At 55.9% G+C, this 18,177-nt stretch carries 15 protein-coding genes; all 15 read right to left on the bottom strand.

The features are described from left to right. Positions 1–11: 11 nt before the first annotated feature. A complete protein-coding gene (locus tag C7E10_RS08260) occupies positions 12–1,649 on the bottom strand; it encodes an ArnT family glycosyltransferase (RefSeq protein WP_105326844.1) in 1,638 nt (545 codons plus the stop codon). Between the two features lie 237 nt (positions 1,650–1,886). Next, the gene (locus C7E10_RS08255) at positions 1,887–3,281 is read right to left on the bottom strand and encodes an LCP family protein (protein WP_105326843.1); all 1,395 of its coding nucleotides are present in this window, start codon (positions 3,279–3,281) and stop codon (positions 1,887–1,889) included. 119 nt (positions 3,282–3,400) lie between these two features. Continuing rightward, a complete protein-coding gene (trpA, locus tag C7E10_RS08250) occupies positions 3,401–4,180 on the bottom strand; it encodes a tryptophan synthase subunit alpha (protein ID WP_105326842.1) in 780 nt (259 codons plus the stop codon). Continuing rightward, entirely contained in the window at positions 4,173–5,357 is a 1,185-nt protein-coding gene (gene trpB, locus C7E10_RS08245) for a tryptophan synthase subunit beta (protein ID WP_105326841.1), read from the bottom strand. Before trpB ends, trpA begins: the two co-directional genes overlap by 8 nt. Then, positions 5,354–5,980, bottom strand: coding sequence for a phosphoribosylanthranilate isomerase (locus C7E10_RS08240; protein ID WP_105326840.1), 627 nt, complete (start codon positions 5,978–5,980; stop codon positions 5,354–5,356). Before C7E10_RS08240 ends, trpB begins: the two co-directional genes overlap by 4 nt. Beyond that, positions 5,967–6,761, bottom strand: a complete 795-nt coding sequence (gene trpC / locus C7E10_RS08235) for an indole-3-glycerol phosphate synthase TrpC (RefSeq protein WP_105326839.1) — start codon at positions 6,759–6,761, stop codon at positions 5,967–5,969. The genes C7E10_RS08240 and trpC overlap by 14 nt, the downstream gene beginning before the upstream one ends. After that, entirely contained in the window at positions 6,758–7,774 is a 1,017-nt protein-coding gene (trpD, locus tag C7E10_RS08230; RefSeq protein ID WP_105326838.1) for an anthranilate phosphoribosyltransferase, read from the bottom strand. The genes trpC and trpD overlap by 4 nt, the downstream gene beginning before the upstream one ends. Before the next feature lies 1 nt (position 7,775). After that, positions 7,776–8,354 (bottom strand): anthranilate synthase component II, encoded by a 579-nt coding sequence (locus C7E10_RS08225; protein ID WP_105326837.1) that lies wholly within the window; start codon positions 8,352–8,354, stop codon positions 7,776–7,778. A 3-nt stretch (positions 8,355–8,357) separates the two neighbouring features. Next, on the bottom strand, positions 8,358–9,821 hold the full coding sequence (gene trpE / locus C7E10_RS08220; RefSeq protein ID WP_105326836.1) for an anthranilate synthase component I: 1,464 nt from the start codon (positions 9,819–9,821) through the stop codon (positions 8,358–8,360). Between the two features lie 526 nt (positions 9,822–10,347). Next, on the bottom strand, positions 10,348–11,463 hold the full coding sequence (locus C7E10_RS08215) for a M20/M25/M40 family metallo-hydrolase (protein ID WP_105326835.1): 1,116 nt from the start codon (positions 11,461–11,463) through the stop codon (positions 10,348–10,350). 56 nt (positions 11,464–11,519) lie between these two features. Then, on the bottom strand, positions 11,520–12,635 hold the full coding sequence (locus C7E10_RS08210; RefSeq protein ID WP_199614647.1) for an ABC transporter permease: 1,116 nt from the start codon (positions 12,633–12,635) through the stop codon (positions 11,520–11,522). Beyond that, the gene (locus tag C7E10_RS08205; RefSeq protein WP_231086619.1) at positions 12,635–13,756 is read right to left on the bottom strand and encodes an ABC transporter permease; all 1,122 of its coding nucleotides are present in this window, start codon (positions 13,754–13,756) and stop codon (positions 12,635–12,637) included. The genes C7E10_RS08210 and C7E10_RS08205 overlap by 1 nt, the downstream gene beginning before the upstream one ends. Further along, positions 13,737–15,500 carry an ATP-binding cassette domain-containing protein gene (locus C7E10_RS08200; RefSeq protein WP_105326833.1) on the bottom strand — a complete coding sequence of 588 codons (1,764 nt, stop codon included), beginning with the start codon at positions 15,498–15,500 and terminating at the stop codon, positions 13,737–13,739. Before C7E10_RS08200 ends, C7E10_RS08205 begins: the two co-directional genes overlap by 20 nt. Further along, positions 15,493–16,533: an HlyD family secretion protein gene (locus C7E10_RS08195; RefSeq protein ID WP_105326832.1), complete on the bottom strand. Its 1,041-nt coding sequence runs from the start codon at positions 16,531–16,533 to the stop codon at positions 15,493–15,495. Before C7E10_RS08195 ends, C7E10_RS08200 begins: the two co-directional genes overlap by 8 nt. Continuing rightward, positions 16,526–18,043: an efflux transporter outer membrane subunit gene (locus tag C7E10_RS08190; RefSeq protein WP_105326831.1), complete on the bottom strand. Its 1,518-nt coding sequence runs from the start codon at positions 18,041–18,043 to the stop codon at positions 16,526–16,528. The genes C7E10_RS08195 and C7E10_RS08190 overlap by 8 nt, the downstream gene beginning before the upstream one ends. Between the last annotated feature and the right edge of the window lie 134 nt (positions 18,044–18,177).

The following is an 18,177-nucleotide window of genomic DNA, read 5'->3' as shown; positions in this document are numbered from 1 at the left end:
TTCTGCAACCCTCACTTTTCTTTAATCATAACCATCCATTGTCCCGGCAGTTTCACCTTTTTCCAAACTCCGGGCCAATCCACTTCTACCTTATTCTTGATTTTCTTGGTTTTGGTATCCACCAGCACCACAGCCTGGGACTTGTCCTTTACCTGGGAGAAGGTGGTCCAGGGCATGATGTTTTTGGCTGACCAGCTGCCTTCTTTGGGGGCAAAATCCGCTGCTTCGTCATCAGGAACCAGCATGACCATTTCCCGGCCAGTGTAGAAGACGCCGCTGGTAGGATAGCCGCCGCCCCGGACGTAGATGGGGACATTTTCCGGCACATATTGGCTGATAAATTGGGCGGAAGGCTTGCCGCTCACATCATACATCAGAGGTTTAGCCAACAGTTCCAAAATGCAGCAGTGGAACACGATGGTCAGCATGATGACCGTGGTCCAAACTTCCTGATTGCTCTTGCCACGGTATTTATGAACGCCCAGCACCACCATGCAGGCACAGTAGATCAGCATGAAGAAAAATACGTTCCGGCTGCCCGGCACCACGCCTGGAGCCAGCTTGGGCAGCTGATAGGCGGCCACGGACAGGGCTCCGTAAAACAACACGTTGCCCAGGAGCATCCATTTCATGGTCAGGCTTCTGCCCTTTTTCACGATGTAGGAACCTGTAAGCAGGCACAGGGGCAGCAGCAAAGGATAGGTATAGGTAATGTACTTGGTGGCCATGCATTGGAAGAACACAAAAATGGTCACCATCCAGATGAGCAGGAAGCCTTCCTTGGCGGCTGGCTTCACCCAATGGCCCTGTTTGCGCAGCAGGTTCCACAGCATGCCGGGCACAAAGCCCACCCAGGCATAGGCGTTCAAAAGGTTCACTGCCGTATAGTAATAAATCACATTATCCCGGGGATGTTCCGACACAGTGGCCCGCAAAAAGTTATGGGTACCAATGAAACTGGCCAGAAAATCTGGATGATAATGGATCATGGCCACATACCAGGGAGCGGTTACCAATAGAAACAGCAAAATGCCAGAAGGCAGCTTGGCCCGCTGGAGGCATTTGGCATCTCGCCGCCACAGCAGGAACAGCACAATAATCAGCCCCGGCATCAAAAAGCCGATGGGGCCTTTGGTCAAGGTTGCCAGCCCAGCGAGCAGGTAGGTGCCGTAGTAATAACTTTTTTCCTTGGTGCTGTAGCCCAGGTAGAAGAACACCAGCGCCCCGTTCAAAAACAGGAACAGCATGCCATCGGTAAGGACGGACTTGGAAATGGTAAAGAATTCCAAAGTCATCATCAGAAGCAGCCCGCTCATAAAGGCGGTTTCTTCTGAATACAGCTTTTTCCCGGCCCAAACCGTCAGTCCTAGGCCTCCCAAGCCAAACAGGGATGGGAAAAACCGGGCGCCGAACTCGCTGAACCCGAAAATCTTAAAGCCCAGGGCAATCATCCAGTAGGAAAAAACCGGTTTGTCGAACCAGTACCGGCCGTAAATCTGAGGAGAAAGATAATCCCCGCTGAGCACCATTTCCTTGGCCGTCAGGGCATAATTTCCTTCAACGCTGTCCGTTAAAGGCAGGGAGCCATTGAGAAAGAAAAGCAGAAAAATGGCCGCTGCCCAAAAACAGATCCAGTATTTTTTTTTCATCAGGTTAGTACCTCCAAATCATAACTGCTGTACAATATCATACCTTACCATATTCAACGGGGAATGACAATGAAAACTCCGGTGAATAATAGGCAAATTGCCTTCTTGCGCCCCTGGGCATAAAAAAAAGCCCTTGTAGAACAAGGGCCAAATGAGGGGCATCTTTAACTTACGAGTGCATTATACCACCTTTGTATACAATGTGCAATATGTTTTCTGTTTTTTCTTTTTATTCTCTTATTTCTCATAGTCCCGGCCCAGATAGATGATCATATCCCCTGTTGCCGGACTGACGGAGCCCCGCAGCAGCTGGTAGGCAAAAGGCAGGCTCTGGGCCCGGCTGGCCGCCAGGGAGCTGGACGCATTGATCAGCACCTGGGTGTGGTCCACGGGGCTGCCCGTACTGGTGCTCACCACCGTAAAACCGGCGCTGCGCACCTCTTCAGCGGCCCGTTCCCCATTCTGGGGCTTCTCGCTGCAATTGACAATGGATACCCGCAGGGGCTGCCGTACCGGCTGGGGCGGCATACCCACCGGTTCCTGGGGCTTGTCATTTTCCGTACTAGGGGAAACCGCAGGGGTTTCCTTGCTTTCCTGTTCCATTTTCCTTGTCCGTTCCACCGCCTGTTTCAGGGCTTCCGTCTTGATTGGCAGCTGCTGCTTCCCATCAGCCCCAGCAGCTGCGCTGTTGGTACCCAGCAATTCGTCATATTCCCGCTTGGCGGCAAGAGCCTTTTGGCGGTAGGTCTCCGTGGCCTGGACCCCGGACAGCAGAGCCAGCTGCTGCCGCAGGGCTGTCATATTGGGAATCCAGTAGCTGATATCATCCAGGTAGGCCGGACTCCCCTGGACCATGGCCGTTTCCAGCCGGGAGGTACCCGACACGTTCTTGGTAAAGGTTACCAGGAGGGACAGCAGATCCCCGGCGGACAGATCCGTTTCCACACTTTTGTACAGGGCTTGGGCAATTTCCGGAGCCTTGGTCACCAGATTGGTGCCCCGCAGCTTGGCAAAAATGGCCTGCATAAACTTCTGCTGCCGGCGTACCCGGCCAATATCCCCTTCCTCGTCCCGGTAACGCACGTATTGGATAGCTGTGGTACCATCCATATGCTGGCGGCCGGGCTGGAGGTTAATCACCAGCCCGCCGTTGTCATCGTAGGGGTCCTGGTACTGCATGGGCTTTTCCACATCAATATCCACTCCGCCAATGGCATTGACCAGGTCCACAAAGCCCCGAAAATCCACCAAAAGATAGTTGTTGATGGGAATACCCAAAAAGCCTTCCAGGGTTTTCTGGCTCAGGGCGTGCCCGCCAAAGGCATAGGCATGGTTGACCTTGTCCCAGCCATGACCGGGAATTTTCACCAGGGTATCCCGGGGCACGGAAAGCAGGGAAATCCGGTTTTTCTGGGTGTCCAGCATGGCCACAAACAGGGTATCGGAACGACCCACATCATCGATCCGCCGATCCACCCCCAGCACCATAATATTCCGTTTGCCCTGATACATGGGAACCTGCTCCTTTTTCACCGCTGGGGGCGTCAAGGCATAAATCAGGCCGGCCGCTGCCAAAACAATGGCGGCAAGAAGGGCTGCCAGGCCTTTATATTGGGTAAGTCTTGTGAACATGGAAGCTTCCTCCAAGCATAAATTCTGGTTCCATTATACCCTATTTTTCAGCCCCCGCACAATTGCCCAGGCGCGCAAAAGGCCCTGGGGCCGGCTGCCGCCAGCTTCCAGGGCCCAGCCTAGGCATTTTCCAGGGCTTCCACCATACGCTTCACATACTCCCGCACAGGCGGCACCGCAGCCTTCCCATACTGGGCGCACAGCTTCACAATGGCACTGCCCACAATGGCTCCATCGCTGATGCCTGCCAATTCCCGGGCCTGCTCCGGTGTAGAGATGCCAAAGCCCACGGCCACCGGCTTGTCCGTCACCTGCCGGATCTGTTCTACAATAGGCGCCAGATTGGTGGTAATTTCCTGGCGCACCCCGGTAACCCCCAAAGAGGAAACCAGGTAGATGTACCCCTGGGCAGCTTGGGCAATTTCTTTCACCCGCTGGTGGGAGGTGGGGGCAATCAGGGAAATCAATTCCACCCCGTACTGGGCAGCTACCGGTCCAAAGGTCTCCCGTTCTTCAAAGGGCACGTCGGGAATGATTACCCCGTCCACCCCGCAGTCCCGGCAGTCCTGGAAGAATTTCTCAGCTCCATAGGTAAATACCGGATTGGCGTAGGTCAGGAAAACCAGGGGAATCTGGGTGTGCTTGCGGACCTTGGCTACCAGTTCAAAAAGGTCCCGGGTTTTGACCCCACTGGCCAGGGCCCGGTTATCCGCTTCCTGGATTACCGGCCCTTCCGCCGTAGGATCGGAAAAGGGAATGCCCAGCTCAATAATGCCGGCCCCCGCTTCTTCCATGGCGTAAATCAATTGTTCCGTGGTATCTAAATCCGGATCCCCTGCGGTCACAAAGGGAATAAATACTTTTTTCTGTTTGGCAAATGCAGCGGTAATTCTACTCATGAAGGTCAACCCCCTTATATCTGGCAATGGCAGCCACATCCTTGTCTCCCCGGCCGGAAAGGTTCACCACCAGGAGTTTTTCCTTGGGAAGGGTGGGTGCCAGTTTCATGGCATAGGCAACGGCGTGGGCACTTTCGATGGCCGGAATGATGCCCTCGGTCCGGGACAGGTACTCAAAAGCCTCCACCGCTTCATCGTCGGTGATAGATACGTACTGGGCCCGGCCCTTGTCGTACAGGTCCGCATGCTCCGGTCCAATGCCCGGATAATCCAGGCCGGCAGAAATGGAGTACACCGGGGCAATCTGCCCATCCTGGTCCTGAAGAAAATAGGATTCCATGCCGTGGAAGATACCGGGTTTGCCCCGGGCTATGGTAGCGGCGGTTTCTGCCGTATTCACGCCCCGGCCGGCCGCTTCCACCCCGATAAGCTGTACCTGGGTATCCGGAATGAAATCATAGAACAGGCCCATGGCATTACTGCCACCGCCTACACAGGCCATAAGAATATCCGGCAGCCGGCCTTCCTTTTCCAGCATCTGGGCCTTTACTTCTTCTCCGATGACCTTTTGGAAATCCCGGACCATGGCCGGGTAAGGGTGGGGGCCCATAACAGAGCCCAGCACGTAGAAGGTATCCTCTACCCGTGCGCTCCATTCCCGCATGGCCTCGCTGACTGCATCCTTCAGGGTGCCGGTGCCCGTAGTTACAGGCACCACCTTGGCGCCCAAAAGCTCCATTCGGTAAACATTCAGGGCCTGGCGGATAGTATCTTCCTTGCCCATGTATACCACACATTCCATGCCCATCAGGGCAGCCACCGTAGCAGCTGCCACCCCGTGCTGGCCGGCCCCAGTTTCTGCAATGATCCGTTTTTTGCCCATTTTCTTAGCCAGAAGGCACTGGCCCAGCACATTGTTGATTTTGTGGGCCCCAGTATGGTTCAAATCTTCCCGTTTCAGGTAAATGGTGGCGCCCCCCAGATCCTGGCTCATTTTCTCTGCCTTGTACAGCAGGCTGGGCCGATTGGCGTAGTCATGGTACAAGGTTTGGAGTTCTGCCAAAAATTCCGGGTCGTTCTTATATTGTTCGTAAGCCCGTTCCAGTTCCTGGACTGCATTCATCAGGGTTTCCGGTACGTATTGGCCGCCGTGCCGGCCGTATCTTCCTTTACTCATTTGAATTCCTCTTTTCTAACCGCATCCACAAAGGACCGGATTTTTTCTAAATTTTTCTTTCCGTCTATTTCTACGCCGCTGCTGGTATCCACGCCCCAGGGGTGGAATTGGGCAATGGCCTCTCCCACATTGGCGGGGGTAAGGCCTCCGGCCAGGAAAAAGGGCCGGGGCAGGCTAAGCTTTTCCAGCAGGCCCGGAGCAATGGTCTTGCCCAGACCGCCATAGCCTTCGGGACTGTAGGCATCCAGCAGAAAATAATCACAGGGATAGGCATCTGCATGCGCCAGGCTTTCGGGGCCCTTTACCCGCAGCACCTTGATAATGGGTACCTGTACCCGCTTTCTCAGAGCCCGGCAGTAGTCCGGGGATTCCTCCCCGTGAAGCTGCACCCCTTGGATAATGCCTTGCTGCACCAGGGCGGCAACCCTTTCCAGGGGCTCCTGTACAAAGACGCCCACTGCCGGAATTTGGGGGTCCAGGGCCTGCCGCAATTGGCGGGCCTGCTCTGAGGTTACCTGCCTGCGGCCCGGGGCAAAGACAAAGCCTGCATAGTCCGGCCGGCAGGCATTCACCATTTGGATAGCTTCCAGGGTACGAAGTCCGCAAAGCTTACACCGGGTCATCTTGTTCTCCTTTTAATTGCCTCAGGGTCCTTCCTGGATTCCCGCTGCGCATCAGCAGCTCCCCTACCAGGACGGCGCTGACCCCGGCCTGTTCCAGTTCCCTGGTCTGAGCCCTTCCTGTAATACCGCTTTCCGCCACAAAGGGCAGTTCCCGGGGAGCCAGCTTCCGCAGCTGGAGGCTGTTGCGTACATTTACCGTGAAATTCTTCAGGTTCCTATTGTTAACGCCCAAAATCCGGGCGCCGGACCCCAGGGCCCGTTCCAGCTCTTTTGCATCGTGGACTTCCACCAGGGCATCTAACCCTAAGTGCTCCGCCAGCTGGCGAAATTCCCGCAGTTCCTCCTCCCCCAGCAGCGCCGCAATAAGCAGCACTGCATCGGCTCCCAGGCATTTGGCCTGGAGGATCTGGTAGGGATCCACCGTGAAATCTTTCCGCAGCAGGGGCAGCTGAACCACCTGCCGGATTTCTTTCAGGTACTGGTCGCTGCCCAGAAACCGGGTCGGTTCCGTCAGCACCGATATGGCTGCCGCACCGGCTTTTTCGTAGGTCCGGGCAATTTCCAGGTAGGGAAAGTTTGGGGCAATCAAGCCCTTGGAAGGGGAAGCCTTTTTCACTTCCGCAATGATCTGCAGGCCCGGCTGGGTAAGTGCCCGGTAAAAGCAGCCGGCCCGTTCCCGGCCCAGGGCTTCGGCCCTGGCCAGGAGTTTTGCTTCGCTTTCTTTTTGGCGCTCTGCGGCCACTCGCTGCCGGGCGGCCTGTGCCAGCTGGTCCAAAATCATGCCTGGGTCAGCTCCACAAAGCGCTGCAGCTTGGCCAGGGCCTTGCCGCTGTCAATGATATCCGCCGCTTCCGCAAGGCAGTCCCGGAGCACCTTTTGCCCTTTGCCCAGGTAAATGCACAGGGCGGAGTTTAACAGCACCGCATCCCGTTTTGGACCCCGGTCCCGGCCGCTTAAAATATCCAGGGTCAGCTGGGCATTTTCTGCTGGGCTGCCGCCCACCAGGTCTTCCTTTTGGCAGCGTTTCAATCCCAACTGGGCCGGATCCAGAAAGAAGCTGTTCATGCGGCCGTCAATGAGCTCACAAAGGGTGGAGGAAGTAGTCAGGGTGGCCTCGTCCAGGCCGTCATGACCATGGACCACCATGGCTCGTTTCACTCCCAGATTGGCCAGCACCTTGGCCATAGGTTCCACCAGGTTTTCGTCGTAAACGCCCAGCAGCTGCATGGTAGCACCAGCCGGGTTGGTCAAGGGCCCAATGATGTTGAACAGGGTCCGCAGCCCCAGCTGCTTGCGCACCGGGCCGGCGTATTTCATGGAAGAATGGTACAGGGGCGCAAACAGGAAGCAGAAGCCCAGCTCCTGCAAAATTGCTTCGCTCCGCTGTCGGGGCACGTCCAACCGGGCGCCCAGGGCTTCCAGGCAATCTGCGGCACCGCATTTGCTGGACACACTGCGGTTCCCATGCTTGGCTACGGGCACCCCGGCAGAGGCAATCACAAAGGCGCTGGTGGTGGAGATGTTGAAGGTATTGGCCCGGTCGCCGCCGGTCCCAACAATATCCAGCACATCCTGTTGGGGCTCCAGCCGTTGGCATTTATCCCGAAGCACCAGGGCACAGGCGGTAATTTCCTCCACCGTTTCCCCCTTCATCCGCATGGCGGTAATGAAGCTGGCAATTTGGGCATCCGTAGCCTGGCCGCTCATAATGGTATCCATAACGCCCCGGGTCTCCTCAAGGCTCAAATCATAGCCATCTGCTGCTTTCAGCAGGGCATTCTGTATTTCCAGCATGTCATTTCCCTCCTTCAATCTGTAAGAAATTCTGGATGATCTGCTTGCCGTCCGGGGTCAGAATGGATTCCGGATGGAACTGCAAACCATACAAATTGTAATCCCGATGCTTCAGCCCCATGATTTCTCCCTGGTCCGTTTCCGCAATTACCAGGAGTTCGTCCGGCAGGGTGGCTTTTTCCACTAGGAGCGAATGGTACCGGGCTGCCGGAATAATAGGTGCCAGCCCCTGGAACAGGGCGGAACCATTGGCAATGTGTACCTGGCTCTGCTTGCCGTGGACCAGCTGGGGTGCCCGAATCACCCGGCCGCCGAAGACTTCTCCCAAGGCTTGGTGCCCCAGGCAGACCCCCAGGATGGGCAGTTCCCCTTTCAGCTCCCGCAGCGCCTCTTCGCAGATACCGGCATCCTCCGGCCGCCCCGGACCCGGGGACAAAATCAGGTGGGTGGGGGCCATTTGGCGGATATCCGCCACAGTCAGGGCATCGTTGCGCACCACTTTTACGTCCGGCTGCAAGGTTCCCACCAATTGGTACAGGTTATAGGTAAAACTATCGTAATTGTCAATCAGTAAAATCATGATTTATTCCTCCGCTGCTGCTTCCAGGGCTGCCCGAATGGCCGCCGACTTGTTCACCGTTTCGGCAAATTCATTTTCCACCTGGGAATCCGCCACAATACCGCCGCCGGCTTGGAAGTACACCCGGCCGCCGTATTTCAGGGCTGTGCGAATGGTAATGCAGATATCCATGTTCCCGGCAAAGTCCAGGTACCCCATGCCGCCTCCGTAGGGGCCCCGCCGCTCCGGTTCCAATGCATCGATGATTTCACAGGCCCTGACCTTGGGCGCTCCGGACAGGGTACCTGCCGGAAAGGCAGCACACAGGGTGTCCACGCAATCCTTGTCCGCCCGGAGGGTTCCCGTTACCTTGCTGGTAAGGTGCATCACATGGGAGAACTTCTTCACCAGCAGGTAATCCGACACCTGGACAGAACCGAATTCCGCCGTTTTGCCCACATCATTCCGGGCCAGGTCCACCAGCATATTGTGCTCGCTGAGCTCTTTGGGATCCTGAAGCAGGTCCTGCTCCAGGGCCTTGTCCTCAGCCTCCGTACGGCCCCTTTTCCGGGTCCCGGCAATGGGCATGGAGGTAATGGTCCGGCCCTTGACCTGAATCAGGGTTTCCGGAGAAGAACCCGCCAGTTCCACTTCCCCGGTGCTGAGCAGCACCATGTACTGGGAAGGATTGGTGGTCCGGAGAATCCGGTACATAGAAAACAGATCCTGGTCGTAGTCTGCGGAAAACCGCTGGGAGTATACCGCCTGGAAAATATCGCCGCAGCGGATATGTTCCTTGATGGTTTCCACATTGCGCCGGTAGGTTTCCTTGCTTTGGTTGCTGGTAATGGGTCCCAGCACCGCTTTCTCAAGCTGGGGCGGTACCACCGGCTGCCGGGTCAAGGCTTCCAGCTTGTCCAATTCTACCTGTGCTTTCTGGTAATTATCTGCCAGGTGGTCAGTTTTAATGGTTACTGCTAAGTACAGTTTTTGTTTGAAACTATCAAAGGCGATGATTTTGTCAAAAAGCATCAGGTCAAAATCTGGGAAGGGTGTGGCCTTTTTCGGATCGAAATGCAGACTGGGTTCACAGTACTGGATAAAATCATAGGAGAAGTATCCCACCAGGCCTCCGGTAAAGGGCGGCAGGTCCGGCAGGGAAGGAATGGCGTATTCCTTCAGCAGCCGGCGGAGTGCCGTCAGGGGATCCTCCGCAAGGGTTTCCACCTGCCCGTTCTCCCCTTCCAGCTGGGCTTTTCCAGCCTTGGCAGTCAGCCGCAGCCGGGGATCACAGCCAATGAAGGAATACCGGCCGGAAGGGTCCTCCTTCTCCAGACTCTCCAACAGAAAGTACCGATTCCGGTCCCTGCGCAGCAGGCTCACCAGCCCAATAGGGGTCAGGGTATCTGCCAGGATTTCCCGTACCACCGGCACCGCCGGATAATTTTTTGCGCTATGTTGTAATTCTTCCAAAGTTTGTTGTTTCATAATGCTCCTCCTCACATGAAAAAACGGATATCCCGTTGGTCAATCCGCCTGGATATCCGTGAAGCCGCAAAGTAAAGTAACAAAAAACACCTGTCCTTCTACAAGGACAGGTGTTATAACCTGCGGTACCACCCCGTATTACAATGCTTTCACATTGTACGCTCAGCAGAATGCCAACACATTCCTCACCAATAACGCAGGTGCTGCGTCGCGGGATACTTTCTTTCGATTTCATCGCGCCCTCAGTGGTCCATTTGCCAGTCTGCCGCTATCCGGTTTCCAGCACCCCGGACTCTCTGTAAGCACATCCTCTGACGTTATCTCCACTTCAATGGTTTCAGTAGTCATTTGAAATTGTGCCCTTAGGATACCACCCTGAGTCCAGGGCTGTCAACAAAAATTCTAAAAAACTTTTTATGCTAAAGGAAATTGTAACATTGAAACAAAACCACCCCATTTTTCTATGGAGTGGTTTTATAAATTTCTTTATTTTTGAGTATTACGCTTTCTAAGCTGCTTTCCGGCCTTACAGCTTCCAGATAAAGGCAGCCAGCTGCTTCAGACCCGGCGCCAGGCTGGTCATATCCAGTTCCTCATGGACCGTATGGAGGCCAGTACCCTTGCTGATGCCAAAAGCCATGGCCGGAATGTGCCGGCTCAGGGGAATGTTGGCATCGGTACTGCCGCAGTCAAAATGGGTGGACAGCCCCTCCCGCTTCCGAATAGCCTGAATCCGGTCATAAATCTCGTTCTCCAAAGCGCCCTCGCTGCAGGGCCGTTCTCCCAAAAGCAGGGTTTCAATCTGCACGTCTTCCCGTCTATGCTGGTCCAGGATGGCCTGGAAGGCCGCATCCAGCTTCAACAGTTCCGTATGGGAAACCGAACGCATATCCACCGTGAATTCCACTTCTTCTGCAATGGAATTTACCGTGGTTCCGCCCTGAATGGTGCCCACATTGTAGGTGGTCTTGGGGTCCTTGGGTACCGTCAGCTGGTAAAATTCCTGGATGATGGCGGACGCCTCTGCAATGGCGTTGGCATTGCCAAACGCCCCGAAGCTGTGCCCTCCGGGGGTCACCACATGAACCGCATAACGCCGGGATCCTACCGCCAGGTTGACGAACCGGTCATTAAACCCATCCACTGCCAGGAAATAGGTGAGCCGATCCCCCCAGGTATCCGTCAGATAGCGGCTGCCCTTCAGGTTGCCCAGTCCCTCTTCCCCAGTATTAAAAGCAAAAATGGCCGGGGTGTGGAGCTTCATGGTATGCATCATTTTGATGAGAAACAGCAGGGCAGCCACGTCGGAGCTGTTATCCCCGCAGGAAGGGGCCTTCATCACATGGCCGGCGATTTCCGGCACAATGTGGGTAACCCCTGCGAACACCGTATCCATGTGGGCCGTATACAGGGGAAACTTCTCTGCCCCGTCAATATGGCAGGGATACACCACATTTCCTGCTTCGTCAATGTAGGAACCTTCTGCCCCCAGGGCTTTCAGCTGTTCCAGAATCCATTGGGCTTTTTTCCCTTCCTCCCCGGTGGGAGACGGCAGGGACGTTACATCGTATAACAACTGGATATAATCCGCCATATTATGGTCAATATAATCGTTGACCAGTTTCCGCAATACTTCGTTCATGCTGCACCTCCATTTGGCATTGTCTTTTTGATTATACCATACTCCGCCCAGGTACCCTAGCTAAGATTCTCCCGAAACAGGTGGGCCGCCAAAGCCAAAGTCAGAATGGCCACAATCACCATGGGCACAAAATCAAAAGCAATAGTGGAAAGCCCCGCCCCCTCAAAATAGATCCGCCGCATGGCATCCAGGGCAAAACGCAGGGGATCCACGTAGGTCAGCAGCTGGAGAAATTGGGGCATATTCCGCACCGGAGTAGCTACCCCGGACAGTAAGGCATTGGGAATCAGGTACACATAGGTATAGACCTGGACCTGCTGCATACTGGAGCAGACCGAGGAAATACTAAGGCCAATCCCGGTGGAACTGAGAAAATACACCAGCAGAACCAGGTACAAGGTAGGATAAGAGCCGGCAAAAGGCACCCGGAACCAAAACAGGTCAATCAGCAGCAGAATGGTGGCCTGCATCAGACCCACCACCACAGGAGGAAATGCCTTGCCAATCAGCAGTACCAAAGGCGATGCCGGGGTAACCAGCAGCTGCTCAAAGGTTCCCTCCTCCCGTTCCCGGGCTACGGACATACCGGACAATAAAATAACCTGGGCAAAGCTCATGAGCCCCATAATGCCCGGTGCAAAGTACCAGCGGGTGGACTGGTTGGGGTTAAACCAGGTTCTGGGTTCCAGGGTAACCGGCAGGGGCTGCCCCGTCCGGGCGCTGGCCCAGCTGGCCACCACCCGGCCCGTATAAGCGGACGCCAGGCTGGCCGTCATGGTATTGCGGCCGTCGGTAATCAGCTGGAGCCTGGCCTTCTCTCCCCGCTCCAGCCTTTGGGTAAAATCTTGGGGAATAGCCAGCACCATCATGGCCTGTTCCGTATCCATAATAGCCGCAATCTGGGAAGCGTTTTGGAGGGTGGCTGCCCGGTGGAAAAAGCCCGTGCCGTCCAGCCTTGCCAAAAGGGAGGCAGAGGCTTCCGAATGGCTCTGGTCCAATACCCCGTAGGAAATATAGGTTACATTGAAGGTGGCGGCGTAGCCAAAAAGGATTCCCGTAAAAATCACCGGAATCACCAAAATCCGCCGGAAGGCTTTGTCCTTCATAATGGCCAGAAATTCCTTGCGGCAGATGCACTTTACCTGATACCAGAAAAGTTTCCAGCCCGTCATCATTCCACCTTCTTTCGGATGATATGGAAGGCCAGTTCCGTAAACAGAATGGCAAAAAACACCAAGATGGCCCCCTGCTTCCAGATTACCGGCCAGATATTTCCGGCCAAAAACAGGGTTTTCAATACCGTCAGGTAATGGCTGAAGGGCAGGATTTCCCCGGACAGCTGTACCACCAGGGGAGTGCTGCGCAGGTCAAACAGAAAGCCCGACACCATAATGCTGGGCAGAAAGCTTACCAACATGGCCACCTGGGTAGCCATGAACTGCCCCTTGGTCACTACGGAAATCAGGATTCCCGCCCCCAGGGCAGCCAACAGATACAAGATGGTTACCAAAAGAATCAGGGCCAGGGAGCCCACCAGGGGCACCTGGAATAAATACCGGGACAATACCAGACAGATCAATACCCCCAGCATGGCAATGCAGAAATACGGAATAATTTTGGCTACAATCAGCTCTCCCTTCCGCACCGGAGTTACAAACAGGGATTCAAAGGTGCCCCGCTCATACTCCCGGGCCATTACCCCGGCGGTAAGCAGCACCCCTACCAGCGTCACAATCATCAGGATCAGCCCCGGCACAAAAACCCAGGTACTGGCATGGGCATCGTTGAACCACAGCCGGCTTTCCAGGGTAACTCCGCCCAGCCCCTGAGCCGCCAGATACTCCCCCGTCCACTGGCTGACTCCTGCCTCCACATAGGATTGCAGGGTCATGGCAGTAGTGGTATCCACCCCATATAAAATCAGCTGGAGCCGGGCATTGTTCTGGTGCAGCTGCCGGCTGAAATCCGGAGGGACCCGGAGAATGGCGTCCACCTTTCGGGTTTCAAAAGCCTGGACAGCCTGGTAGATATCCGTCATATACACCGGCTTAAAATATTCCGACCCATCCACAAAATTCACCATCTGCCGGGCTTCCGGGGCATTATCCTCCAGCACCACCGCAATGGGCGCATTCTTTACGTCCAGGCTGATGCCAAAGCCGATGACCAGAATCAGGATAATGGGCAGCAAAATTCCCATCATCAGACTGCTCTTGTCCCGGCCCACTTCCAAAAATTCTTTATGGGTCAGAGCCCGCATCCGGCGCAGCCGGTCATTGATGGTGTCCTGCATGGTTCTCCTCCCCCTTTGCTGCCCGTGCCCGGTGGACAATATCGATAAACAGCTCATCCATATTTCCCCGGGGTTTGTGGAGCTGCTGCCGGATTTCTTCTGCCGAGCCTACAATCAGCATTTCGCCCCGGTCCTGAATCATGATCCGGTCACAGTACTCCGCTTCTTCCATAAAATGGGTGGTAACAATAATGGTGGTCCCCTTCATGGCCAAATCCGTAATCTGCCGCCAGAACAGCCGCCGGGCCAGGGGATCGATGCCGCTGGTGGGCTCATCCAGGAACAGGATTTCCGGCTCCTGGAGCAGGGCGCAGGCCATGGAAAGGCGCTGCTTATAGCCGCCGGGCAGGTCCCCGGCATTTTTGTCCTGCATTCCCTCCAAACGGAATTCTTCCAAGATAAGTTTGATGCGCTCCTTTAATTTTTTGGGTGGTATTCCGTAAATTCCTCCGAAAAACTGTAGATTATCCAAGACGCTCAGCTTGCTGTACAAGGAGAATTTCTGGGCCACGTAGCCTATTTTGGCCCTGGCCTGGGTTCTGGCCGTCCGCAGGTTCTCCCCAGCCACGCTGAGCACCCCTTCCGTAGCCGGCAAAAGGCCGCAGAGCATCCGGAAGGTGGTGGTTTTCCCTGCGCCGTTAGGGCCCAAAAGGCCAAATACCTCCCCCCGATGCACCTGGAAGGAAGTATGGGAAACGGCGGTAAAATCTCCGAATTTCTTCACCAGATTTTCCACCTTGATGCTGACCTCAGGAGAAACGGGCTGGTAGGTTCCCGGCTCCAGGGGCGTCAGTTCCAACTGCTTATCCTCCGGCTTGGCGTCCCGATGCAGGAGAATCATAAAGCCATCCTCCAGCCGGGGCGCAGCGGGCTGGGCGGCCAGTTGCCACTTGCCAAGGGTAGCCGGCAGCTTTTCCGGCCGCAGGGCAATATACCGGACCAGACCGCTTTGGGGCACGGCATCTACCACGTCCGGATCGTCCAAAAGAGCCCCCTGGATAACCCGACAGGGCAGTCCCTGGGGCGGCACCACTTCAAAACACCGGCCCTGGGCTACGTTCTGAAGACTCTCGGGGGTACCCTGAAAAAGGATTTTTCCCTGGTTCAATACATACACATCGTCACACATGGCGGCCTCGTTCATATAGGCCGTACATACAATAACACTGAGGTGTTCTTCCTGGACCAGCTGTTTGATGATTACCCAAAGTTCCTGCCGGGACAGGGGGTCCACCCCCACCGTAGGCTCATCCAAAAGCAGCAGTTCCGGAGAACGTACCAGGGTGCAGGCAAGACCCAGCTTCTGTTTCATGCCCCCGGACAAGTTCCCGGCCAACCGTCCGGTAAAAGCTTCCAGTCCCGTCATAGAAAGGAGCTTGGCAAACCGCTGCCGCCGCTTTTCCCCCTCTACGCCAAAAAGGTCTGCATACAAGTCCAGGTTTTCCTGGACCGTCAAATCTTCATAGAGGCCAAATTTTTGGGGCATATAATTGATTCTCGTTTGAATTTCTGGTGCTTGCTGCACTGCATCTAACCCCAGCACTTCCAGTTTGCCCCCTGTAGGGGACAAGAGTCCGCACAGCAGCCGCAGGGTGGTGGTTTTCCCCGCCCCATCCGGCCCTATGAGAGCCGTCATTTTGCCTGCTGCTGCCTGAAAATCCACTTGATTCAGGGCCAGGGTCCGTCCCTGCTTATCGTCAAATAATTTCTCCAACCCCTGGGCCCGGACCACCCAATCAGCCATGGCGGGTCTCCGTTTCCAATTTGACCGTTACCGGCATACCCATCCGCAGCCGGTTCCGGGTATCCGTTACGTAGACCCGAACCTCGTACAGCAGGGCAGTACGCAGGTCCGAGGTTTCTACCGTTTTAGGCGTAAACTCCGCAGTGGAGGAAATGTACCCTACCTGGCCCGTTACCGGGTCATTGGGGAAGCTGTCGGTGTAGACCTTGGCTTCCATTCCTTCATAAATGCGGCCCAAGTCCTGTTCGCTGACATAGACCCGCACCCATTTTTTCTCATTGAGGGACAGCTTAAAGACAGGCTTCTGGGGAGAGGCCATATCCCCCGGTTCCAAAAGCCGGGACCGGATAACGCCGTCTGACGGCGCCCGAAGCTCTGCCTGCCCCAGCAGATAATTCACCTGGTTTACCTCTTCCTGGAGGGCCCGCAGCTGGGCCTCCCCGGCAGCAACATCTTCCTCCCGGGGCCCGGCCTGGGCCTTGGCATAGGACTGGGACGCTGCCTCGGCCTGGGCCGCCGCTACATCCGCCTTGGTCCTTGCTGCATCCAAATCCTGCTTGCTGACGGAAAGCCCCAAGGAATTCCGGTAGGCCGTCTGGGCCCGGTCCAGGTCCTGTTTGGCCTGCTCCGCCTGGGCCGCCGCCTCATCGGCCTTGGACTTGGCTTCGGCCAGATCTTCTGCCCGGGTACCGTTATGGAGCTTGTCCACCACCGCCTGCTGGGCGGCTACCTGGGCCTGAAGCTTGCTTTTCTTGATTTTCAGTTCGTCCGTGTCCAGCCGGGCCAGCACCTGGTCCTTGGTCACCTTGTCCCCCTCTTCCACCAATACGTCCGCAATCCGGTCGCTTTGCCGGAAGGCCAGGGCCACTTCCCGCACGTCTACGTTGCCGTAAAGGGTCAGGGTGCGGGCCGCCTTCTGGTCCTGATACCGCTCATACCCAAAGCCGCCCAAAAGGGCCAATACCACCACCCCTGCCGCCAGAGCCGCTTTTTTCTTATCCGTCCGCAATGTATTCCAAAGTTCCTTAATCATGTTTTGTTCCTCCCGCTGCCGCAGCTGCCTGTTGGTCCATCGGTTCCCAGCCTCCACCCAAGGCCTTAAAGAGGTGGATCAGATTGGCCAGTTCCTGGCCTTTGCTGCGATTTTCCTGCCGTTCCAGCCCCAAAAGGGTGCTCTCATTATCCAGCACCGCTTGGTAATCGCTAAGACCTGCCTGATAGCGGCTTTCTGCCAGGGAAAGGGCCTTTTGGGCATTTTCCCTGCCTGCGGTCAGCTGATCCTTTCTTTCCTTCTCCTGGACAATCTGGGTCATGGCATCCCGAACTTCTCCGGCTGCCTGGAGTACCGTCTTTTCGTATTGGGCCTGAACTTCCTTGACCCGTGCATCCTGCAGCCGTACATTCTGCCGCAATTGCCCCCCGTGAAAGAGAGGCAGGGTAATAGAAGGCGCCAGGGCAAAGCCCCGGGAACCTGCAGAAAACAGGTTGGATCCTCCCAGGGTCACCAGCCCCAGGAAACCTTCCAGCGTAAACCGGGGCTTTAAGGCCGCCCGGGCTTCCTTGGTTTTGGCCACCTGGGCCGCCACCTGCTGTTCCGCCGCAAAAATATCCGGCCGCTGCCGCAGGGAATTGGCGGGAATGGCATGGTACAGCAGCGGATTCACCTCCGGCAGGGGCGCCGGTTGGACCAGCTCATCCAAAGCCCCTGGCTCTGAGCCCGTAAGCACCGTCAGCCGGGTCAGGGTTTCGCTGATGGCCTGCCGCAGGCTGGGAACTTCTGCCAAAGTCGCCTGTGCCTGGGTGCGCATAGCCGTACCCGGGTAGGCGCTAATCAGTCCCGCCTGAAAATTGGTATCCAAAAGATCCGCTTTCTGCTGCTGCAGCTGTCCCCGTTTTTCTACCAGGACCAGGTCCTGCTGCAGGGTCCGCAGGGAAAAATAATTCAAGGCCGTTTCCGCACTGAGGGTTACCCAGGTACTGTACAGGGCCCCCTGCTGGGCGGCCAGTCCATGGGCTGCCGCCTGCTTCTCGGCCTTGATCCGGCCAAAGAAATCCAGTTCCCAGGACGCGTCAATCCCCAGGCCTGCGGCCTGGTTATTCAGCTTGGGCGCATGGAGCATTCCCGGTACGGGACTCATATCCGTTACCACCTTGCCCACATTGTCCGGCACCTCTCCCCGGATATAGGCACCGCCGGCATTCAGCCAGGGAAGGCTTTCTCCTTTGCTGATGCCCAGCTGGGCCCGGGCTTCTTCCACCCGGGCAGCCCCGGCCTTTAAATCCCGGTTGTTTTGCAGCGTCAGGTCAATGAGCCTGTTGAGCTGGGGATCCTGAAACACCTTCCACCAGGCTGCCAGCTGCTGGGCGTCCAGCTGCGCCTCAGGTACCGTTTTATCATAAACCCCGCTCCCCTTGGCCAGCTGTGTCCAGGCCGCCATTTTTTCCGGGGCAGGGGCTGTTTTTCCATTTGTCTTGCCTGCCGCCAGGCCAAGGGCCGGTTCCGTCAATAGAGCCAGCACCAATACGGTTTCTTTCCAACCCATGGAAATGCCTCCTTCATTCTCCCACGCAAACAGAGGGGTAATTATTCGCACAATTAATTATAAACTAATTATAATACAAACCCCCTGTTCTTACAACCGAAACCCCTTTCCCCCATTTTTGAAAAAAAAGCTTG

The sequence above is a fragment of the Acidaminococcus hominis genome (genome assembly GCF_900291475.1).
GTDB lineage: Bacteria > Bacillota > Negativicutes > Acidaminococcales > Acidaminococcaceae > Acidaminococcus > Acidaminococcus hominis.
Note: the sequence above shows the minus strand (reverse complement) of the source record. Positions and strands in the feature narration are given on the sequence as shown.